Annotated in this window: 14 protein-coding genes and 1 pseudogene; 5 read left to right on the forward strand and 10 right to left on the reverse strand. The window is 58.6% G+C overall.

Annotated features, from left to right (window positions below; all coding sequences use genetic code 11):
- The 6 genes and pseudogenes from R1T44_RS08220 to R1T44_RS08245 all read right to left on the reverse strand — a co-directional run bounded on the left by R1T44_RS08220 (position 1) and on the right by R1T44_RS08245 (position 6,361).
- Positions 1 to 2,409 carry a copper-transporting P-type ATPase gene (locus R1T44_RS08220; RefSeq protein ID WP_245163154.1) on the reverse strand — a complete coding sequence of 803 codons (2,409 nt, stop codon included), beginning with the start codon at positions 2,407 to 2,409 and terminating at the stop codon, positions 1 to 3.
- Positions 2,410 to 2,509: 100 nt separating this feature from the next.
- Positions 2,510 to 2,764 carry an SHOCT domain-containing protein gene (locus tag R1T44_RS08225; RefSeq protein WP_043337204.1) on the reverse strand — a complete coding sequence of 85 codons (255 nt, stop codon included), beginning with the start codon at positions 2,762 to 2,764 and terminating at the stop codon, positions 2,510 to 2,512.
- Between the two features lie 201 nt (positions 2,765 to 2,965).
- A complete protein-coding gene (locus R1T44_RS08230; protein WP_225347873.1) occupies positions 2,966 to 3,304 on the reverse strand; it encodes a DUF5676 family membrane protein in 339 nt (112 codons plus the stop codon).
- A complete protein-coding gene (locus R1T44_RS08235) occupies positions 3,297 to 3,650 on the reverse strand; it encodes a YHS domain-containing protein (protein ID WP_052384923.1) in 354 nt (117 codons plus the stop codon). Before R1T44_RS08235 ends, R1T44_RS08230 begins: the two co-directional genes overlap by 8 nt.
- 796 nt (positions 3,651 to 4,446) lie before the next feature.
- A pseudogene (locus R1T44_RS08240) lies at positions 4,447 to 5,616 on the reverse strand (IS3 family transposase).
- Positions 5,617 to 5,902: 286 nt separating this feature from the next.
- A complete protein-coding gene (locus R1T44_RS08245) occupies positions 5,903 to 6,361 on the reverse strand; it encodes an META domain-containing protein (RefSeq protein ID WP_024953445.1) in 459 nt (152 codons plus the stop codon).
- 198 nt (positions 6,362 to 6,559) lie between these two features.
- Between R1T44_RS08245 and R1T44_RS08250 the strand changes: the two genes are divergently transcribed.
- The 5 genes from R1T44_RS08250 (at position 6,560) to R1T44_RS08270 (ending at position 11,856) form a co-directional block, all read left to right on the forward strand.
- Complete coding sequence (locus tag R1T44_RS08250) at positions 6,560 to 7,555, forward strand: ion transporter (RefSeq protein ID WP_024953446.1); 996 nt, start codon at positions 6,560 to 6,562, stop codon at positions 7,553 to 7,555.
- A 214-nt stretch (positions 7,556 to 7,769) separates the two neighbouring features.
- Positions 7,770 to 8,807, forward strand: a complete 1,038-nt coding sequence (locus tag R1T44_RS08255; protein ID WP_024953447.1) for a TauD/TfdA dioxygenase family protein — start codon at positions 7,770 to 7,772, stop codon at positions 8,805 to 8,807.
- A 271-nt stretch (positions 8,808 to 9,078) separates the two neighbouring features.
- Positions 9,079 to 10,398, forward strand: coding sequence for an ergothioneine biosynthesis protein EgtB (egtB, locus tag R1T44_RS08260; RefSeq protein WP_024953448.1), 1,320 nt, complete (start codon positions 9,079 to 9,081; stop codon positions 10,396 to 10,398).
- A gap of 90 nt (positions 10,399 to 10,488) precedes the next feature.
- Positions 10,489 to 10,830 (forward strand): DUF427 domain-containing protein, encoded by a 342-nt coding sequence (locus R1T44_RS08265; RefSeq protein WP_024953449.1) that lies wholly within the window; start codon positions 10,489 to 10,491, stop codon positions 10,828 to 10,830.
- Positions 10,831 to 11,088: 258 nt separating this feature from the next.
- Positions 11,089 to 11,856 carry a nuclease-related domain-containing protein gene (locus R1T44_RS08270; protein WP_225347876.1) on the forward strand — a complete coding sequence of 256 codons (768 nt, stop codon included), beginning with the start codon at positions 11,089 to 11,091 and terminating at the stop codon, positions 11,854 to 11,856.
- A gap of 59 nt (positions 11,857 to 11,915) precedes the next feature.
- On the opposite strand, the gene R1T44_RS08275 is transcribed toward R1T44_RS08270, so the two are convergent.
- The 4 genes from R1T44_RS08275 to R1T44_RS08290 form a co-directional block, all read right to left on the reverse strand.
- Positions 11,916 to 13,208, reverse strand: coding sequence for a type II toxin-antitoxin system HipA family toxin (locus R1T44_RS08275; protein WP_052384808.1), 1,293 nt, complete (start codon positions 13,206 to 13,208; stop codon positions 11,916 to 11,918).
- Positions 13,205 to 13,447 carry a helix-turn-helix domain-containing protein gene (locus R1T44_RS08280; protein WP_084589588.1) on the reverse strand — a complete coding sequence of 81 codons (243 nt, stop codon included), beginning with the start codon at positions 13,445 to 13,447 and terminating at the stop codon, positions 13,205 to 13,207. The genes R1T44_RS08275 and R1T44_RS08280 overlap by 4 nt, the downstream gene beginning before the upstream one ends.
- Positions 13,448 to 13,892: 445 nt before the next feature.
- Entirely contained in the window at positions 13,893 to 16,505 is a 2,613-nt protein-coding gene (locus R1T44_RS08285) for a site-specific integrase (protein WP_156961922.1), read from the reverse strand.
- Complete coding sequence (locus R1T44_RS08290; RefSeq protein WP_153635476.1) at positions 16,502 to 18,991, reverse strand: hypothetical protein; 2,490 nt, start codon at positions 18,989 to 18,991, stop codon at positions 16,502 to 16,504. The genes R1T44_RS08285 and R1T44_RS08290 overlap by 4 nt, the downstream gene beginning before the upstream one ends.
- Positions 18,992 to 19,009 lie beyond the last annotated feature (18 nt).

The following is a 19,009-nucleotide window of genomic DNA, read 5'->3' on the forward strand; positions in this document are numbered from 1 at the left end:
TCAAATCCTCACCCGGCGCAGGCGCAGCGAATTCATCACCACCGACAGCGAAGACGCGCTCATCGCGAAGGCGGCGAACATCGGCCCGATCAGGATGCCGAGGAACGGATAGAGGATCCCGGCGGCGATCGGTACGCCGGCCCCGTTGTAGACCAGGGCGAAGAACAGGTTCTGCTTGATGTTGCGCATGGTGGCCAGCGACAACTTGCGGGCCCGAACGATGCCGTCGAGGTTGCCCTTGACCAGCGTGAAGCCGGCGCTTTCGATCGCCACGTCGGCGCCGGTGCCCATGGCGATGCCCACATCGGCCTGGGCCAGGGCGGGAGCGTCGTTCACCCCGTCGCCCGCCATGGCCACCTTGCGGCCTTGTTCCTGCAATTCGCGGATGATGCGGGCCTTGTCCTCGGGCAGCACGTCGGCGCGGATCTCATCGATACCCAGTCGCCCGGCCACCGCCTTGGCCGTCCGCTCGTTGTCGCCGGTGGCCATGATGATGCGAAAGCCAAGTTTGTGCAGCGCCTTCAGGGCCTCGGGGGTGGTCTCCTTCACCGGGTCGGCGACGCTGACCAGGCCGGCGATCTGGCCATCGAGCACGACGAACATCACCGTTTCGCCTTCATCGCGGCGGGCGTTCGCGGTCTCGGAGATCCGGCCGCCATCGAGGCCCAGTTCGGCCATCAGCTTGGCGTTGCCGAGGGCCACCGACTGGCCGTCCACGACCCCCTTGACGCCCATGCCGGTCACGGCTTCGAAATCGGTGGCATCGGCGAGGGATACGCCACGTTCTTCGGCGCCGGCGACGATGGCCTCGGCCAGTGGGTGTTCCGAGCCACGTTCGAGGCTGGCCGCCAGGCGCAATACCTCGGCCTCGTCATGCCCTTCCTCGGGCAGCACCGCCACCAGCTTCGGCTTGCCTTCGGTCAGGGTGCCGGTCTTGTCGACCATCAGCGTATCGACCTTGGCGAAGCCTTCCAGCGCCTCGGCATTCTTGATCAGTACGCCGGCCTGCGCGCCGCGTCCGGTGGCCGTCATGATCGACATCGGCGTGGCCAGCCCCAGTGCACAGGGGCAGGCGATGATCAGCACCGCCACCGCCGAGACCAGCGCATAGGACAGCGCCGGCGCCGGCCCCCAGATCGCCCAGGCGATGAAGGAGAGGATGGCGACGCCGATCACCGCGGGCACGAACTTGCCCGCCACCTTGTCGGCGAATTTCTGGATCGGTGCGCGGCTGCGCTGGGCGGCAGCCACCATCTCGACGATCTGGCTGAGCATGGTGTCGGCGCCGATGCGGGTGGCCTCCATGACCAGGCTGCCGGTGCCGTTGATCGTGGCCCCGGTGACCTTGTCGTCTTTGACCTTTTCCACCGGCACCGGCTCGCCCGAGATCATCGACTCGTCGATCGAGGAGCGGCCCTCGACCACCACGCCGTCCACCGGCACCTTGTCGCCGGGGCGCACCCGCAGGTGGTCGCCCACCTGCACGTCTTCCAGCGCGACCTCTTCTTCGCTGCCGTCGGGCCGGATCACCCGCGCGGTCTTGGCGGCCATGTCCATCAGCGCGCGGATCGCCTTGCCGGTGCCTTCACGGGCGCGCAACTCCATCACCTGACCCAGCAGTACCAGGGTGACGATCACCGCCGCGGCCTCGAAATAGACGCCGACGGTGCCGTCTTCCCGGCGAAAGCCGTCGGGGAAGACGCCCGGCACCAGCACCGCCACGATGCTGAACAGATAGGCCGCGCCGACCCCCATGCCGATCAGGCTGAACATGTTGAGGTTCATGGTGCGGAAGGAGTTGTAGCCGCGCACGAAGAACGGCCAGCCCGACCACAGGATCACCGGCGTGCTGAGCACCAGCTCGATCCACATCGCGTTGCGTTCACCGAAGAAGTCGCGAATGGCCCCGAGGCCCAGGTAGGGGCTCATCGTCAGAATCAGGACCGGAAGCGTGAGCACGGCCGCGACCCAGAAGCGTCGGGTAAAATCGACCAGCTCGGGATTCGGCCCTTCATCGCCGACCGTCGCCGATTCCAGCTCCAGACCCATACCGCACAGGGGGCAGGCACCGGGAGTGGTTTGGCGCACCTCGGGGTGCATCGGGCAGGTGTAGACGGCGCCGGCATGCCCGGCCGGCACCTTGTCGTACTTGCCGCCGTGGGCCGGCGCGGAGGCCCCATGACCATGCCCGTCATGCGTCTGCGAGTCGTCGCTTCCCACGGGCACGAGGTGCATGCCGCACTTGGGGCAGTCACCCGGCTGGTCGGAGACGACCTCCGGGTGCATCGGGCAGGTGTATTGGGCGCCACCCTGGCTGCCGGCGGCGTGTTGGTCCGTATCGCCGCTGCCTAGTGTCGGTGCCTCGTGCGAGGCATGCCCGTGACAATGGTCGTGTTGGTGTTGCGTCATGGAATCGTCTCCGTCGCTTCCGCGTCTTGATTCAACCTCGTGGCCCTATCTCGATAGGGTCGAAACTAATAGTGCCGTATCCAATAATCAGGAGGTGCGATCAAAGCAGAAGATCGCGCTTGCGTTGCTCGTACTCCTCGCGGTCGATTTCTCCCCGGGCGTAGCGTTCTTGAAGAAGGTCCAGGGCCGTTGGCCGCCGTTGAGAAAATGGCTCGCCCCGGCCTCGGGTCAGGCCACGCACCAGGAGAACGGCCAAGGCAATGACGATGCCCCAGAACAACACCATCATGAGCCCGCCGAAGAGCATATGCCCCCAGCCGTAACTCCCCATATACGCCATCATGTCGCCCCACATGGTCGGATCTCCTTTTCTTGTTACTTACTTTGCCCTGACGTCAGGCTAAAGCCTGCGGGTAACCCAAGGGTCAAGAGAAGGTAGAGATGAAAGTAGGCGGCTCTTGATCCCGGACAGTTTCCGACCTCTTCAGTGGAATGGAATCAACGCCGCACGCATGCGTTGAGGCCTTCGGTATTGAGTGATGGATTCGTTCATGGCCTACGCTCCGCTGTGTCGGTTGAGGCGTGTGACAAAGAAGTTGTATAGCGGGCCGAAGACCAGGGCGATGTACCAGCCGTAGCCGAAACTTTCGACCAGCCCCAGGAAGAAGCTTGACCAGCTGAGCCAAGTGAAGCCTGGCAACAAGCGCAGCCAGCTCTTATACATCGCCTGGTCGGGAAACAGCAGATCGAAGCCGACGCAAAGGATGAAGGTTACGGCCAGGAACAGCCCCAGGCTCATCCCGAGTGCGATCATGGGAATCCGCGGCGTTGCCTGAACCGGCAAGCGAGTTCCTGAACGGGGCTTGGCTGTCAACGGAGCATTGGCATCAGGCATCTTTGTTCTCCGGTTGGAGGGGCGAGGCCGTTGCACCAGGGACGAGATACTGTTCGGGCGCGGCCTCGAAGCGCTCCCGGCAGTCACGAGAGCAGAAGTAAAAGACGTGGCCATCGTGGACGCTTGGCTTGGCCCCTTTCGTTCTGACGGTCTTGCCGCAGACGGGGTCGACGTCCTCGGCTGGCGGAATCCACTCCAGCCCTTCAGTTGCACGTTGATTCCCTGGGCTATCGTTGTCGTGTTTGGTCCTGCCATGGCTGTGCCCCATGACGTGGGCGCCACAGCCGAACCGCATCATCAAGAAGAGGATTGCTGCCCAAAGCAGGAAGTAAAACAGTGCGTCCATAAAGTCTTCCTCGTGACGTCCGCTAAGCCGTACCCGATACCGAGCACTCGGGTGTGGTTGCGAATGTGCATGCACTTCTCATGGTGGGAAGAGTCTCTGCACACACAGCGGCCACTCCGGCAGTTGCCTGGATCAATGTGGGGCGGGCACGGGTTTTCTCCCACGCGGCCACGGCTGGAAGCGCGAGATGGAGATACGAGGTCGACTTAGACTCTGTAGCGTTGGGTCAAAAGGTAGACAGGAACCGAGGAGGGTGAGGGAGGGGCACTTGGCGAGCCGCTGGCGGTGACAACCCGGGGCGCTATGGCCGGGGCCGTCATGCTCAAGGGAAGGGGCTCGAGCTCCAAGTCCTGGCGCTCCAGGCGCAACAGGGCGCTGCCGACATTACGAGTGCCATGGCCATGGTGGCATCGCGGTTGAGGATAGTCTGCGTTGATGAACTCGGTGTTCGAGTGCGTATCTGCGTGAGGCTCAACGCCAACCTGGCCAGACTCAGTAGAGGAGGGAGCATCTGCCGAGGAGGGGTCATCTGCCATTGTGGCGGCGCTAGAGAGCAGTAGCACCATGCCCAGCAGGATGACCAGACCAAAGCGATGCCAGGCGGTGGCAGACCGCGAGGATTGCTTAGGAAATGACGTGTGCCTGGCCATGCGGCAGGGCTCCTGCAGAGTGATGTATATCTTAACCTAGCGCAGATTCGAACCTTGTCCATTGACACGGATCAAGACGGAGCTTGCCGTAAGCTGCAGCGGCCTCATTGAAGTGGTGACCTGGGCGAATGGCTGGGATGTAGTGGTCAAGTGTTTTTGGCCACCGAGCTTTGAGCATTCCAGTAGTTCTTTTCTGCCAAGTTCGGCGGTATCCCATCGTTATGCTTGTGCGGCCTGAGGCTGCTGTAGTAACCGATCATATAATCAGTGACAGATCGCTTCGCCGCAGCGACATCGGGATAGCCGATCTCTGGTATCCATTCCGTTTTCAGGCTTCTGAAGAAGCGCTCTGTTGGGGCATTGTCCCAGCAATTGCCACGGCGACTGAGACTCAGCGTCATTCGGTAGCGCCAAAGCATCTGCCGGAATGCCCGGCTGGTGTACTGGCAACCCTGATCCGAATGAAACAGGATATTCCGTGGCTCTCCACGCGATTCGTAGGCCATGGTCAGCGCTTTCTTTACCAGCTCCGTGTTCGGCGATAGGGACAATGCCCACCCCACGGGTTTACGAGCATACAAGTCGATGACCACTGCCAGATAAGCCCAGCGTGCCCCTGTCCAAATATAGGTAATGTCGCCGGTCCATACCTGATTGGGCTTCTTTACATCGAACTCCCGATCAAGAACATTCGGTATATCCAGGTGTGGCTGATCAGCCTTCTTGTAGGCGTGCCTCGGCGGCTGCGAACTCATCAGCCCCAGCTGCTTCATCCGCCTGCTGGCCCGATAACGACTCAACTGTATTCCTGCCTGCGTTTGCGATGCTGCGAGCGCCGGCAGAGCCGTTACTGACGGTATGCGCCTCGACAACCTGATCCAGCAGCTTCTGCTCAGTCTCACAAGGTCTTCTATCCCGACCACGCCAAGCCCGGTAGCTACTGCGATGCACCCCAAACACCTGACACAAGTGCTGCACCGCGTAGCTCTCTTCAAGTCGCTCGATTATCGAGAATTGCTCAGGGAGTCCGACATCAAGAGAGCGGTAGCCTTTTTTAATATTGCCTTCTCTTCTTCCACTCGCCGCAGCTTGCGCTTCAGTTCCTGGATCTCACGCTGTTCCGGCGTCAGAGCCTCACCTTTCAGCGGCGCCTTGCCTGCCCGCTCAGCGCGAAGCCTGCGAACCCAATACTCCATGGTGGATTTGCCAACCCCCATGGCCTCACACGCCGCCTTCAGCGTGTAGCCCTGGTCGACCACGAGCTGGGCCGCTTCCATGCGAAATTCCGGGCTAAACGTTCTCTTCTTCGTCATCATCTGCACCTGATTGTCTCTGTGAGCCATCATACACTCAAAGTCAGGTGGCCAGATTCACTGTGCCACTACAGGTATAGACCTTTACCAGAAACAATTCGCCGTCTGATAAAGGCGTAGCCGAGGTGAGTCCCTTCATGCTCCCGGCAGTCCGAAGATGCGAGATGGGGAATACCCTGCGGCGTGGATGTCGCAAAAAGACCGGAGCGGGACGAGTGATTCAGGCGCGATGAAGCAGTGCAAGCATTTCTTCTCGTCCCGACACCTTGTCACTGGAGCTTGTGAGTCCTCAATAGAGATGGACTGTCTGGAAACGGGCACGCGACGCCCCTTGTGCATCCATCAGCGTCAGTGTCTTGCCTTCTATCTGCCAGCCCGACACGTCATTGAGTGTCGCGAGGAAATCGCGTTCGAGCGTTGCTACTTCACCGGGACATGCCATTCGCGTGATGGCCAGGCGGCCGAAGCCGAGTTCTTGCGCATCATGGTGATATTCCCCCATCAGGCGATTGCAGCCGGTGGAGCCGGCTACTCGCGAGTCTTGTGTATGTAAGACGATATGGGCTTCACGCTTGCCTTCCACCACGGGTGTTGGCTGGTTGTCGAGTGTCACCAGCTTCCAATAGGTGTTCTCCAGTGGCTCGTCGACACCTTGATAATCCTCAGAGGATTGAGCGCCTGCGCAGCCGCCCAGGGTGAGTGCTGCGCTCATCACGGCGGCCCATGTCATCACTTGCGCTTGTTTCATGCGGGTGTCTCCCTCACTAATAGGGTGTCTACGGCGATTCGGGGCTGGGCTCCGGTAGCGCTGCAAGCCCTCGCAGATAGCGTCATCGCCAGTGTGGTCAGCTGATGCGCGGTCATCGCCAGCGTGGTCATCTGAAGCGTTGTAGGCTGAGTCAGGAAGACGCGTTACGCATTCTGAAACAATCGCCAAGGAGTTGTCATGCCAGCCACCCGCACGCCCTCGTCCGCCAGGGAGCGGATACATCTGTGGTGGGATCTGTTCATCATCGTGCTCGTGATCGCCAATCTGGCATTGCTGCTATTCGATAGTCTCTTCCTGATTCCCCCGCTGAACACGGCCTTCGAGGCCGTGACACCCGGGTTGCATGCGGCCTATGAGCAGAATATCCACGCCAATTTCCTCTCTATCGACCTGGCATTCGTCGCCGTCTTCCTGCTCGATGTGCTGGCGGGGTGGGCAGTGGCCATTGCGGAGCGGCGCTACCACCGCTGGTTCTTCTATCCCTTCGTGCACTGGTACGACGTGCTGGGGTGTATCCCGCTGAGCGGCTTCCGCCTGTTGCGTGTGTTGCGTGTGATCTCGCTGTTGTTCCGCCTGCAACGTCTCGGCTTGATCGATGTTCGCCGCTGGTACCTCTACGGGGTGGCGGCCAAGTATCTCGATATTCTGCTGGAGGAGCTGACGGACCGTATCTCCCTGCGCATGCTCGATAACGTCCAGCAGCAGTTGCGCGACAGCGATGACCTCTCATCTTCGGTGATCGAGCGTGTCGTGGAGCCTCGCAAGCAGGCCTTGATCCGTGAAATTACCCAGCGCCTCGAGACCATGGCGGGGGATGTCTATACCCAGAATCGCGACGATACCCTGCGCTATGTGCGGGGCCTGGTCAGTCGCACCCTCGCCGAGAGTCCGGAGCTTCAGCGTGTCTCGCGCCTGCCCATGGGCACCCAGCTTACGAAAGGGCTGGAAAGCTCGCTGTCGGATCTGGCCTGCCATCTCGTCGATGAAGCGCTGGTCGGCCTGCGTTCCAAGGAGTTCTCGGCGCTGGTGGGGCACCTGGCAGAGAGTGGTTTCGATGCTTGGTCGCGCACTGACCCGAGGACGGAGCAGATCACCGAGCAGGTGCTGATCGACATGCTGGATCTGCTCAAGGAGCGGATCGCCGTGAAGAGTTGGCAGAAGAAATACGAGTGACGTGATGCACCAGCGTCATCCTGATAGGTAACTCGCGGCGTTCGGGATGAGATGGGGCGAGGTTTGGCGCACGGGAATGTGTTTGCGAGAATGCTGATACATTCATCCCACGCCGAGAGTCTGTGAGCCGCGAGTGTCGTCGCGCAGCGATAGCGCGGCCTGATGACACATCAGCGTCTCGCCAGCGTGGGAGCCGCGACAGGAGGTCAGTGTCATGGCGAATCCAACACGCACTGAGGTAGCCGAGTCAGCACCGGGCGTTCCGTTCGACCCGGCACAGGTGGCTGTCATCCAGCAATTCGGCGGCAGCATCACACCGCTGGAGCCGATAGGCGCCGAGGTGAGGGGAATCGATCTGTCCGCTCAGGACGCGCCGCCCGCGCCAGTGCTTGAGGCGCTGGAGCAGATCATGGCCGAGCGCGGCTTCTTGGTCTTCAAGCGCGATACGCCCCTGGAGGCCGATGACTTTCTGCGCGCCAGTTGCTGGTGGGGCGGCAAGGAGCTGCACAGTACCCATGGGATGCATCCGGCCACGCCCGATGGCAACCGGCACATCTTCCGGCTGTCGAACGATCGCCGTCACGGCATTCCCGGCGTCGGGCCGCAGTGGCATAACGACGGCAGCTTCAATACCGATACGTTCTCGCACTCCGGCTACCACATCATCCGCCCGGCCGAGAACGGCGGCGGTACCTGCTTTGCTCATCAGGGCGCGGCCCATGACGCCTTGTCTGCCGAGCGTCAGGCCTTCTGGCGCCGTCTTGCTTCGGTGAATTCCTCCTCCGGGGCCGTACATCCCGTGGTACACGAGCACCCCATCACCGGTCGCAAGTGCATCTGGCTTCATCTGGGCATGACCGGCGCAGTGATCGAGAAGCTACCCGATCAGGATGCCTTCCGGCTGCTGACCGCCGAAGAGCTGACGCAGCTCTGCCGTGAGTACAACGCCATCCTGAATGCCGGCTTCACCGAGGGTTACGCCCTCGACTTCGAGTACCAGGAAAACGACTGCGTGTTCATCGATAACCTGGCGGTCGCTCATAGGGCCGCGCCCGGCGCGCACTTGCCGGCACAGGAGCAAGGCCTGCGGATCATGCATCGCAGTACCGTGCGTGGCACTCAGGATCTGGCACCTGGCTTCGGACTGCCGCTGCAGGTGGATATCCATGGCCCCAGCCCGCTGGAGAATGGTGTATGGCAGGGCGGCGGTATCGGCTTTCGTTGGGAAGAGAATATTCCGATGCAGAACTGAGGCTGGCGCGCTCAGGTAAGACACTTGCAGCGGGACGTGCGTTACAGCGAAGTGAAGGCTAGGGCAGATCAGGGGTAGATCAAGGTGCAGACCTAGTTTCAGAGGAAAGACCAGAGTCCGTGAAGAGTTGGCATTAGCAACACGAGTGATAGGGTGGGGATATCACCCCGGCCAAGCGCTGATGGGGCTGGGGAGGCACGTCAGCCGTGCTGGCCAAGAGCCTGTCCGATCACGTTTCAGGGAGAGAACCAGACTCGTAAAGGAAGCCATCATGTCATCTGCCCATGACACCGTCATCGAAAGACCCGATAGCCTGCATGCCAAGGAGTGGCTACGCGCGTACCAGCGGGTACGCGCCGCCACCGAGGCGATCTGTGCGCCGCTGCATAAGGAAGACTACATGGTGCAGAGCATGGCAGATGTCAGCCCGCCCAAGTGGCACATCGCCCATGTCACCTGGTTCTTCGAAGCCTTCATCCTGAAGCCGTTTCAGCCGGACTATCAGACGCTCGACCCCGCCTACGATCACCTCTTCAACTCCTACTACGAGACCCATGGCGTACCGTTCCCGCGCGCCGAGCGTGGCACGATCTCGCGCCCGACCGTCGACGATGTCTATCGCTATCGCGCGCACGTCGATCAGGCCATGCAAGCGCTGCTTGAGAATCCGCCACGGGAACATCTGCCCGAGATTCTTCGCCGCTTGGAGCTGGGGCTGCCGCATGAGCAGCAGCATCAGGAGCTGCTGTTGATGGACATCAAGCACATTCTGGCGCAGAACCCACTGTGTCCGGCCTATCGGGATGATCTGACTCCGGGATTGGCACCAGCCCCTGCGCAGGAGGTGCCGTCGCTTGGATGGCTGGCCTATCCAGCCGGGGTTCGCGAGATCGGCCATGATGCAGCCGAAGGTGGCTTCGCCTACGACAACGAGATGGGCCGACACCGTCAGTTCGTCGAAGCGTTCGAGATGGCCGACCGTCCGGTGACCAACGGCGAGTTTCTCGCCTTTATGCAGGACGGCGGATACGCCACCCCCGAGCACTGGCTGGCGGATGGCTGGGCGACGGTCAAGGCGGAAGGCTGGCCGGCGCCGCTTTATTGGGTCGAGCGCGACGGCGTCTGGCATCACTACACGCTAGGTGGCCTGGTGCCGGTGGATCTGAATGCGCCGGTCTGCCATGTCAGCTTCTTCGAGGCCGATGCCTACGCCCAGTGGGCGGGCGCGCGCCTGCCCACCGAGGCCGAGTGGGAGACAGTCGGTCAGGATGTCCCTCTCTCTGGTAACTTCGTCGATCAGGATTATCTACAGCCAGTCGCGGCCGCGAGCTCCGAAGGCATGCCGAGTCAGATGTTCGGCGATGTCTGGGAGTGGACGGGCAGTGCCTATCGCCCGTATCCGGGCTTTCGCAAACTGCCGGGCAGCCTGGGGGAGTACAACGGCAAGTTCATGTCCGGTCAGATGGTGCTCCGTGGGGGTTGCTGCGCCACGTCTGCCGATCATATCCGCGCGACCTATCGCAACTTCTTCCCGCCCGAGGCGCGCTGGGCGTTCTCCGGCTTTCGGCTCGCCAGGGACGGTGGGGTCTGAGGGTCTGACTCTTTCAGAACGCGCCTCAAGGCACTTTCATCTGCCGCTTTCATCTGCCGCTTTCACCCGCCAACCCGTAAAGGAGTCTTCATGGCCGACCACCTCGAACCGCGTATCACGCTGCACCCGCTATCCTCGCGGGTGCGAATCCTGGTCGGTGAGACGGTGATCGCTGACACTGGCAACGCGCTGGAATTGCGCGAGAAGGGCTATCCGCCGAGGCTCTACTTGCCGCGCGCCGATGTGGCGATGGCGGAGCTCTCGGTTTCTCACACCGTCACTCATTGTCCGTTCAAGGGCGACAGTACCTATTACTCGCTGCCGGATCTTCCTGATATCGCCTGGAGTTACGATCACCCCATCGAGGAGGTGCAGGCGATCGCCGGGCGGCTGGCGTTCGATACCGACAAGGTCATGTTGGAGGTGGAGTGATTCAGACGAACGGCTCGTCGCCAACCTGATTCTCTCGTCGATGCACAACGCTCCGTCGTGCTCTGCTTCAGAGATAAACCGATAGAGAACAGTAGCTTGGCGTTCGCCAGATGGTTAGAATCCTGCAGTTTGCTGCACCGCGCTCCTCCATCGGGCGCGGTGCAGCATTACCTTTCCCTTATCAAGGCTCAGTACTCCGGTTGGACGAATCACCTCGCTTGATTCCTTTCCGTACAGGCTGCACCAGGAGTCATGACAGTGGTTGTCCCTTCGAACATCGCGCCGGTGATGAGTGTACTGCTATGCCTCGTGCTGGCCTCCTGCGTCAGTCGTTATCTCAAGTCTCCCCGCATGAAAGGTCGCATTGGCGAGTGGCGAGTGCGCTGGATGGCGCGTCGACTCGGCAAGCAGGGCTATCGGGCCTTGCACAATGTCACCCTCAAGACCGAGAGCGGCACCACCCAGATCGATCATGTGCTGCTGTCGCGTTTCGGCTGCTTCGTGTTGGAAACCAAGAACATGAAAGGCTGGATCTTCGGCAGTGAGCACGAGGCGAACTGGACCCAGCAGTTTCCTCGACAGTCGTTCAGCTTCCAGAACCCGCTACGTCAGAACTACAAGCATCTCAAGGCACTGGAGACGACGCTTGGCGTGACTCCCGAGCATCTGCATTCGGTGATCGTCTTCGTCGGCAACGCCAGGCTCAAGGGTGAGATGCCAGCCAACGTGACGCGCGGTACTGACTTCGTTTCCTTCGTACAGTCGTTCAAGGCCCCCATCTTCAGCGAGGCGCAGGTCGAGGCCATGCATGAGGCGCTGCTGACGGGGCGGCTGGCGCCGACTCGGGCGACGCAGCGTGCTCATGTGCAGCATCTCAAGCAGCGCAATGATCCACAGGCGAGACGTGAATGCCCGAAATGCGGTAGCCGTATGGTGCTGCGTACTGCCAAAGCAGGTGTACGTGAGGGCCAGCAGTTCTGGGGATGCTCGGCCTATCCGGAGTGTCGCGCGACACAGGCGGTGTGATGACTGCCTTCACGGCCCCGAACGAGGCAACATCCAAACTTGAATTTCGCTGACAGGCACTACCATCGCTCGGCACGGCGGCACTGCTTTTGAATGTGTTGACGTTGCTGCTGCAACCTCGTCCAGCCTTTGCCTTCGAGACCGGCTTGCTGTAGCTGCTCCTTGAGTATGACTGAGTCGGATAGATCAGCGAGCATGGTAACCATCTGTTGAATTTGGCGCTTCACAAACGGATAACTGAATCGGCACTCCTCCGAAAAGGCCTGCCAATCGCGCGGTAGCAGCTGCATCGAATTGAACTCCCCGCCGAGGGAGAAGGCCATGTCTGAATCGTAACCGAGCACTATGGTGCCAACGAGGTCATAGGCTGGGGCGATCTGCCAACGACCTCGGGAGTCCTGTAACAAGGACACGTTCTTGGCATGGCCGTCACTGTTGCCAACCAGCACATTGAATATTTGCCAGCGAAGCAGCTGCTGAATGGATGCCGCTGAGGGTCGGCAGGCTTCGCGGACTGTTTGCACGATCTCTCCGAAACGTGGCCCACCGTAAGCCTGGTATTTCTGATTCCGCGACACGCCCATGGCCTGACACAGATCCTCCTGATGCAAACGCTCGACGTGTCCGCTTTCAATACCCAAGCGGTCGTAGCGTTCGACCATCAAGTAAGGATGTCGGCCGGCATAGACCATCGTGGTCCTCGGGCAGGCTATTCCCCCCAAGCGTGCCAGATTGTTCAGATACAGCTCATTCAGAATGACTTGCTCACGCCCTTCGACGGCGAATTTCAAAATATGGGTAGAGGGTTCGATTCCGATAGGTAAGTAGAGTGTATCGTTCCACAGTCGCACAGGGATCTTGTCCTGCGCGCCGGCCAGCGAAAGACGAGGGCGTTTGGCCAGAGCTCCTTCATTCATCAGGGCATACCGCTCGCGAGCACCTGCCCATTGCGCAAGTCGATCGAGCGGCAACTCGCGGTAGTTGTCATCGAGGGATGACGGTAGGGTTCTTGACGGCGGCATGTGATCGCTCGGAAGGATCGTCAGCGCACCAGCACAATCGCCGCCGATGGTCGCCAGTAGCGAGAAGTCGTCGTCTGGTATACCCAGGCGCTTGATCAGCGCCGCCCGGGCTTGCTCTTCAGGCAGCAAATTTGCGAACCAGTGATGCGCCAGAAGGTCTTGGGGCTGCCAAGCCTTTTGGCTTAGAGGCAAGCTGTACGAAATGGCATGCCCGTTCTGTCGCCAGGTATCGTTGTATTCGAAGCCCATCAGTCGGCCATCCGTGCCGCGCCACAACGTCCCTACATGCTGCGTGTCGCGCCATACGTTCAACGAATCCGGCAATATCATGATTCGGATCCCTCCGGTGGAACAGCGGACAGCTCGATGCCTAGCGTATCAAGTACGATCAATATGCGACCCAACCCGCAGCTGTCACGGCCGTTTTCCAACTCACTCAGAAAGCGAATGCTCAACCCGCAAAGACCTGCGAGGGTTTCAAGATTTAGCCCTTGCTGCTTGCGAGCGCGGCGAATCAACTTGCCAAGCGTTGCGGCATCATGAATGGGAACTGCTTGCGATAGGGGCATGCTAAGACCTTTCACGATAAGAAAGCGGGTTGTTGTAAACAATTTAGTATACTTAAAAATTTCCCTATAGGGATAATTGGGTGGATATACTGGAGTAGTCCTGAATTTTTCCCTATAGGGAAAATAGTTGGTGTGCGGGTTGCAAGTGCTGCAATTTTTCCCTTTCAGGACAATTTGGGGCGATCAGTCTGTCAAAGTGTCAAGGAGATCATCGCACCACGCATGAACTGCTAATGCTCCATCCGTGTGTACAGGCTCGGACAGCCTACTGTACCTCCTGACTCATCCTGGTTGCCGAGCGTGAGATGGCGCAGGTGGACTCTGAGTGCAACACCGCAAGTGATGGAGGGTGATACATCGGGGTTGGGCTATCTCTAGCCCGTCGACCACCTGCGCTTCGGCTTCGATAGGCGACAGCCAGTATGCGAGTATGCGATCTTCGCCTTCAGCGTCGCTTCATCAGCTCCAGAAGTACCTCACCATGTATCTCACCCAGCACATGCGTGTAGTGATGTGTCAGTGTTTGAGAGTTGCGGTGCCCGATCAACTTGGCGAGTAACTCGAGACGGTGACCTCGTGCCTTGGCATCTCTTTCCAGTACGTCGTAGACCGCTCGGCGGCAGTTCGCCAGTGCTGCAGGAGTGAAGGACCAATGTCCTCGGCAGGTGGAGGAAAGGCGATCCAGAAGCTGAGGGTAGTCGTCGCTGTAGAGGCGCAGTACGAGCCACGAGATTGCATTGTGCCTCAAGAGATGAAAGTCGAAGTGGATGTCCTCCAGCTCCAATCCGGGTGTGAGAGCACCGCGGAGAGACTGCCGGGCCCATGCCATGAGCGGGGTCAGCAAGCTCTCTCTTGAATAGCCCAGCGGAGAGCTTTCTGGCCCCAGCAAGGCAATGTTCTTCAAACGCTGCTGGCCAGCAAAGGACTCTCGGCGCCTATCAATCCATTCTTTCACCAGCGTCATCAATTCTGGGGATATCAAAAGGTGAAGAGGAACGCTGCGACGAGCATTTGCGGTCTTCCCAGCATGGATTTCTACGTAACAGTAGGTGGGGCCGTCATCTCCCGGCTGATTGATGATGACGTCATGCAGTGTCAATGCCATGACTTCTCCAGCTCTCAGGCCCCCGTAGTAGCCAAGGAGGAAGGCGATCAGCCAGCTGCGCCGCAATCCACTCCGTCTTCGGGAGAGCGCCCGGGTCAGATGTTCCGCCTCGTGCGGCATGATCAGATGTGTACGCAATGTACTGATGAAGCGACCTCCCTCACCCTGCACGGGGGGAATACCCGTTAATCGATCGTTACCTTGGCAGAAGCTGATGAACTGATTGAACGTCTGGAAGAAGTTGTGGGACGTCGAAGTGTCCCAGCCTTTCTGAGTCGGTAGCTGTTCGCTGATCGCCTCCATCAGTTCTCCATCCCAGAGCGTCAACCATGGGATATCGGGCAACATCATCATGGAGGTGGGCGTCAGACGACTCAGGTAAGTTCTGAGCGTGCTGGCTTTGTTGCCTTGAGTGCTCGATTGATAAGACAGCCATAGCAGTATCCAGAGTGGATAGCTGTCTTCGCCCAGCATGTGTATCAGCTTCTTCGCGTAGCGAGACGTAATGGCGTCATGCCGCTGGATCGCAGATTCCCCTCTGGGGGTTATCAGACCTTCATGCTCCAGTTCGGTGATATACGCATACAGTTGGTTGCCTGCTTTCACATACCAGTCTGTTGATAGTTGATCCTGCCTGTATCGAGGGGAGGTTGATGGTGACGATTCGTTACTCCTGACGCCTCCTCTCATAAGGAGTTCAGGGGTGTGAAGATCGGTCTCGATGTCTTCCGGTTCAGAGGCATCCATGGCGCCGGAAGCGCTTGACGTACCGGAGGTAGGGAGGGATGCCGCCGATAAAAAGAGGCTTTCGTCATGCTGCCAAGGAGAACGCCAGCTACACACCGGCACGGGATAGCGCCGAAGCAGCTGTGACCAGAGGGGCGCAGGGCCCAACAATGTCGTGCACCGAAAGGCATGACGAAGCAATGATCGGACACTCTTCAGCGAAGCGGAGGAACCAGTCCTGCGTGGTGCCTGGCTATCTAGCAGCTGTGACAGACCGGTGACCAAGAGCTGATCCAGATGGGCAGCTCGCGCTTCCAATGGACTGTTTAGATCCAGCGTAGCATCCGAGGAGAACCACCATACATCTGCTCGCTGAGAGGAGGGGGCTGATGATGGGGCAGGGGACTGACGGCAAGCCCTGAGTAGCCTCCTGAGATGATTCGGGATTTTTAGCCGGTAATGGGCTGGATGTGTTCGAGATAACCCTGGCAGGCAGCCGATGAACCAATGGTGGGGACCGCGCTTGGTGTTCAGGCGTGGCAGATGCTCTGAGCTCAAGTTCAGCAAAGTATGGCGAATCACTTCTTCCTCCATCCCCAGCAGGGTACCCATGCTCAAGGCCAGGAAGAGAAGAGACTGCTCTGGCGTGCATTGGTTAGCGGGAATGCTCTGCAGGGCGCGTACCGAATCCAGCACCCGTTGCTGAACCTTGATATCTCGTGATGAGGTAGCCGCGGATGAGGGTCTGACCGGACGCTTGATACTGGTCGGAATCGTAGCCTCGAAGTCAGGCTCTCGGTTGAGATGAGTCAGTACAAGCGCGACTTCCTTGGTGACCTTTCGGGAGCTGAAGTCGAGTTCAGCTTCCTTGGTAAGCTGGATGGCGTTGCGAATCAAGGCTTGTACAGCTCGCTGGTTCAAGCGTGTGGCATTGTGTCGAGCGCGAGACGGCTTGGTGGAAGGCGCACTTTGCGCTCTAGCCTGTGCTCTGGTTACCTTTTTCTTATGCCGTCGCCAGGCGTAGCGTGCGACATTCTTGCGGAAATGTCTGAGCTCTTCAGATGAGGAGAAAAGGGGATGAGCTGGATCATCCCAGCGACGGAATATCCTACCCAGTGTTTTCGAAAGCTCGATCGGAGACAGCTTCGGAGTTGTAAGCTCTTGGTGCGTGGCCTGGGCAGGTACATCGGTTTTCTTCCGAAGATCAATGGTGGTAACAGCGCTCATCCTCTATCTCCTTGAATGGCTGGTCCGGCGTGCTCAATGGGCCATGGGAGGTCGTCTCTGTGAAGCAGATCCGGTGTCAAGCCGCATAGTCTGGCGATATCGGTTAGTGCGCTTCGTGTCGCCGATTGAATCAGGCTCCGATCACTGGCCGGGGATTGGAGTGAGTGCCCCTGGGTGGTGTGCCCAGCGAGTGCGCTAAATTCAGCGTGAGAAAGTCGCGATTGGAGCGCGGTGAGCATGCTGTGGCGCGTGATATTGGAAGGCTGGTGGCCCCACTGGCTCAATTCAGTTGCCAAAGGCGAAGGCATGAATGTTGGAAGATCCTTGAGCCACTGTCGCCAGTCAGCATGCTGCATGCGTTGCTGCGTCAACATCATTGTCGAGGCATTGAACTTCCATTGAACGGGGTAGGCGACTTGTTCATGCCTAAGAAAGTCTGCTTTGCCACCGTGGCGTTTCCACCATCGTTGCCATTCCTCCCGCCACTCATGCTGAAGCCGGAGCAATGTGCCAAGGGCAGGGACAAGTGGAATTTGGCGGCTTTCCTGTGCCCGAGCCGAATCCTTGTCGCGTAGCCAGAGCGTATTTTCCAGCTGCTCACATTGGGTTTTGGATCCAATTGGGCGAGCCAAGGTGCAGAGCTGCCATGCAAGTAAGGTCAGCGCTCCCAGTATCTGACCTTGCCGGGCAATGGCTTCGCCGACTGCCCGTAAGTCGCGACTACGATTCCCTTGTGAGGTAATCAATGAGGTAACCAGCATGGCGTGGTTCTTGGTAAGTTGCGTCAGCAAATGAAGCGGACGTTTGAAATAGCTCGGCTCCTGGGCTTTTGTGGATCCCACGGTGTGATCTTCGCGAGGTGTACGACAGTCTTCTTCTAATAAGGGAAATAGGCCAAGCGCAGCTTGAGCCGAGAGAAAAGCCTTCTGAATCTTGTGCAGAGGTATCGTTCGATACGTTGCCGGGGCAGAGAGCGAAAGCGGGAGCTCGCCTCGCAACCAGGTCGCGATCACTTCATCTTCACAGGCAGGTATCACCCAATGATGATGACTGGCGGACACGCGTCTCAACGTCAGAGTACTTCCGGGACGGTTATCCCCCCAGCGCTTGAGTTTTTTCTCGATCAGTGATTTCAGTGCTTTGAAGGGCTGGGCGCCGGGGAGCCATGCCTTTTCGGCCATGAGTGACTGATTGAGAGCGTTGGGCAAGGGCAACGTGATGATGGTTTCGTTAGGTGCCTTGTTGACAGAGTAATGGAGTAGCCCCTCCTCCGGTGACCAGCTGGGAACTTGATCCAGTGTCTGGCAGATGATCCACTCACGATTGCTATCGCTATTGAGGGGCAGCTTGGGGGATCGGGAGATTACCGTCGTCTGCAGCAAGCGCTCAGGTGCTATTCCACTGCAAAGTAGAATGCTAAGAAATGCCAAGGCTTGTCGGTTTGCAATAGCACTCTCAGATTCTATGAGAAATTCCTCATCTTTCGGTGGTTGGAAGATACGTAAAGCTGCTAGAACCTCTTCTTGTGGGCGTAGGCTGATGTCTGCAGATGTCTTGAGACTGCGGGCCTGTTGCAAGAGCTGTACGCTCTCAAGGTGAAGCGCCTGATCGCCTTGTGAAAGCAGCGTGTTATGGAATAGCTCTTTCACTGGGTCGAGGGGTGAGATACTGCTTTGGTTCAGATCATTAGATGATGATTCATTCTGATGTTCATTGTCATCCGTGAGCTCTTCATCATCCTCTATTAAGGCATGGTCAAGTGCTTGGATTGACCTGTCAAGGGAGCGATAGTCGGTATATTCAGCATGAATTTTGTAAGATTTGTCACTGGCCCAAAGTGGCGAATCACGAAGAATGGTATCGACATGTTGACGTCTTTTTTGATTTTCATTGCGAGCTCTATGCTGTTTTCTTATTGGGCTACGAGTGAGCTGGCTCGACTGATAAATTTCGTCAAGCAAAGCGCGTGTCGCTTTCTTATTGCGCAGATGGTTGGGATGCTCCGATGGACGATCAGTTGCTTTATCATAGGCATGAAGAAACTGTTCGAGCAGCTCCAAATCAGCATCGGAAAAATGCTCCGGAGGAGGAACTAACTGCTCTCCCAGGGTAGGGGAAATGGGTCTGGGGAAACTGTTTTGAATATCATCCAGGTCGCCCCAGTTAAGTAGCCGCTTAAGCGCCTTTCTAAGCTCAAGTATCTGGGTGTAATATTTGATGGCAGAGCCACGTCTTACAGTACGACGTGGCTGACAAAAAATCAGTCTAAGCAGCTTTCGGATACTGCTTACGCGAGGATCAGTGAGCGATATAAATCGGTAGTTCACCGTGTAATGAAGGCAGTGAGACATTCTATGATTTCGATGTGACTCATCTTCCATAAAAAATTGGCTTTCTAGAAACTCTTCTACTTGGGGCACAAGGTCTGGCTCCGAGTAATCGGCGGCAAAGAGGCGAGCACTGAGGCGATATTCTGAGGCAATCAAGGGTGGGAGGCTCCTCTT

This window comes from Cobetia amphilecti (genome assembly GCF_032923285.1).
GTDB lineage: Bacteria > Pseudomonadota > Gammaproteobacteria > Pseudomonadales > Halomonadaceae > Cobetia > Cobetia amphilecti.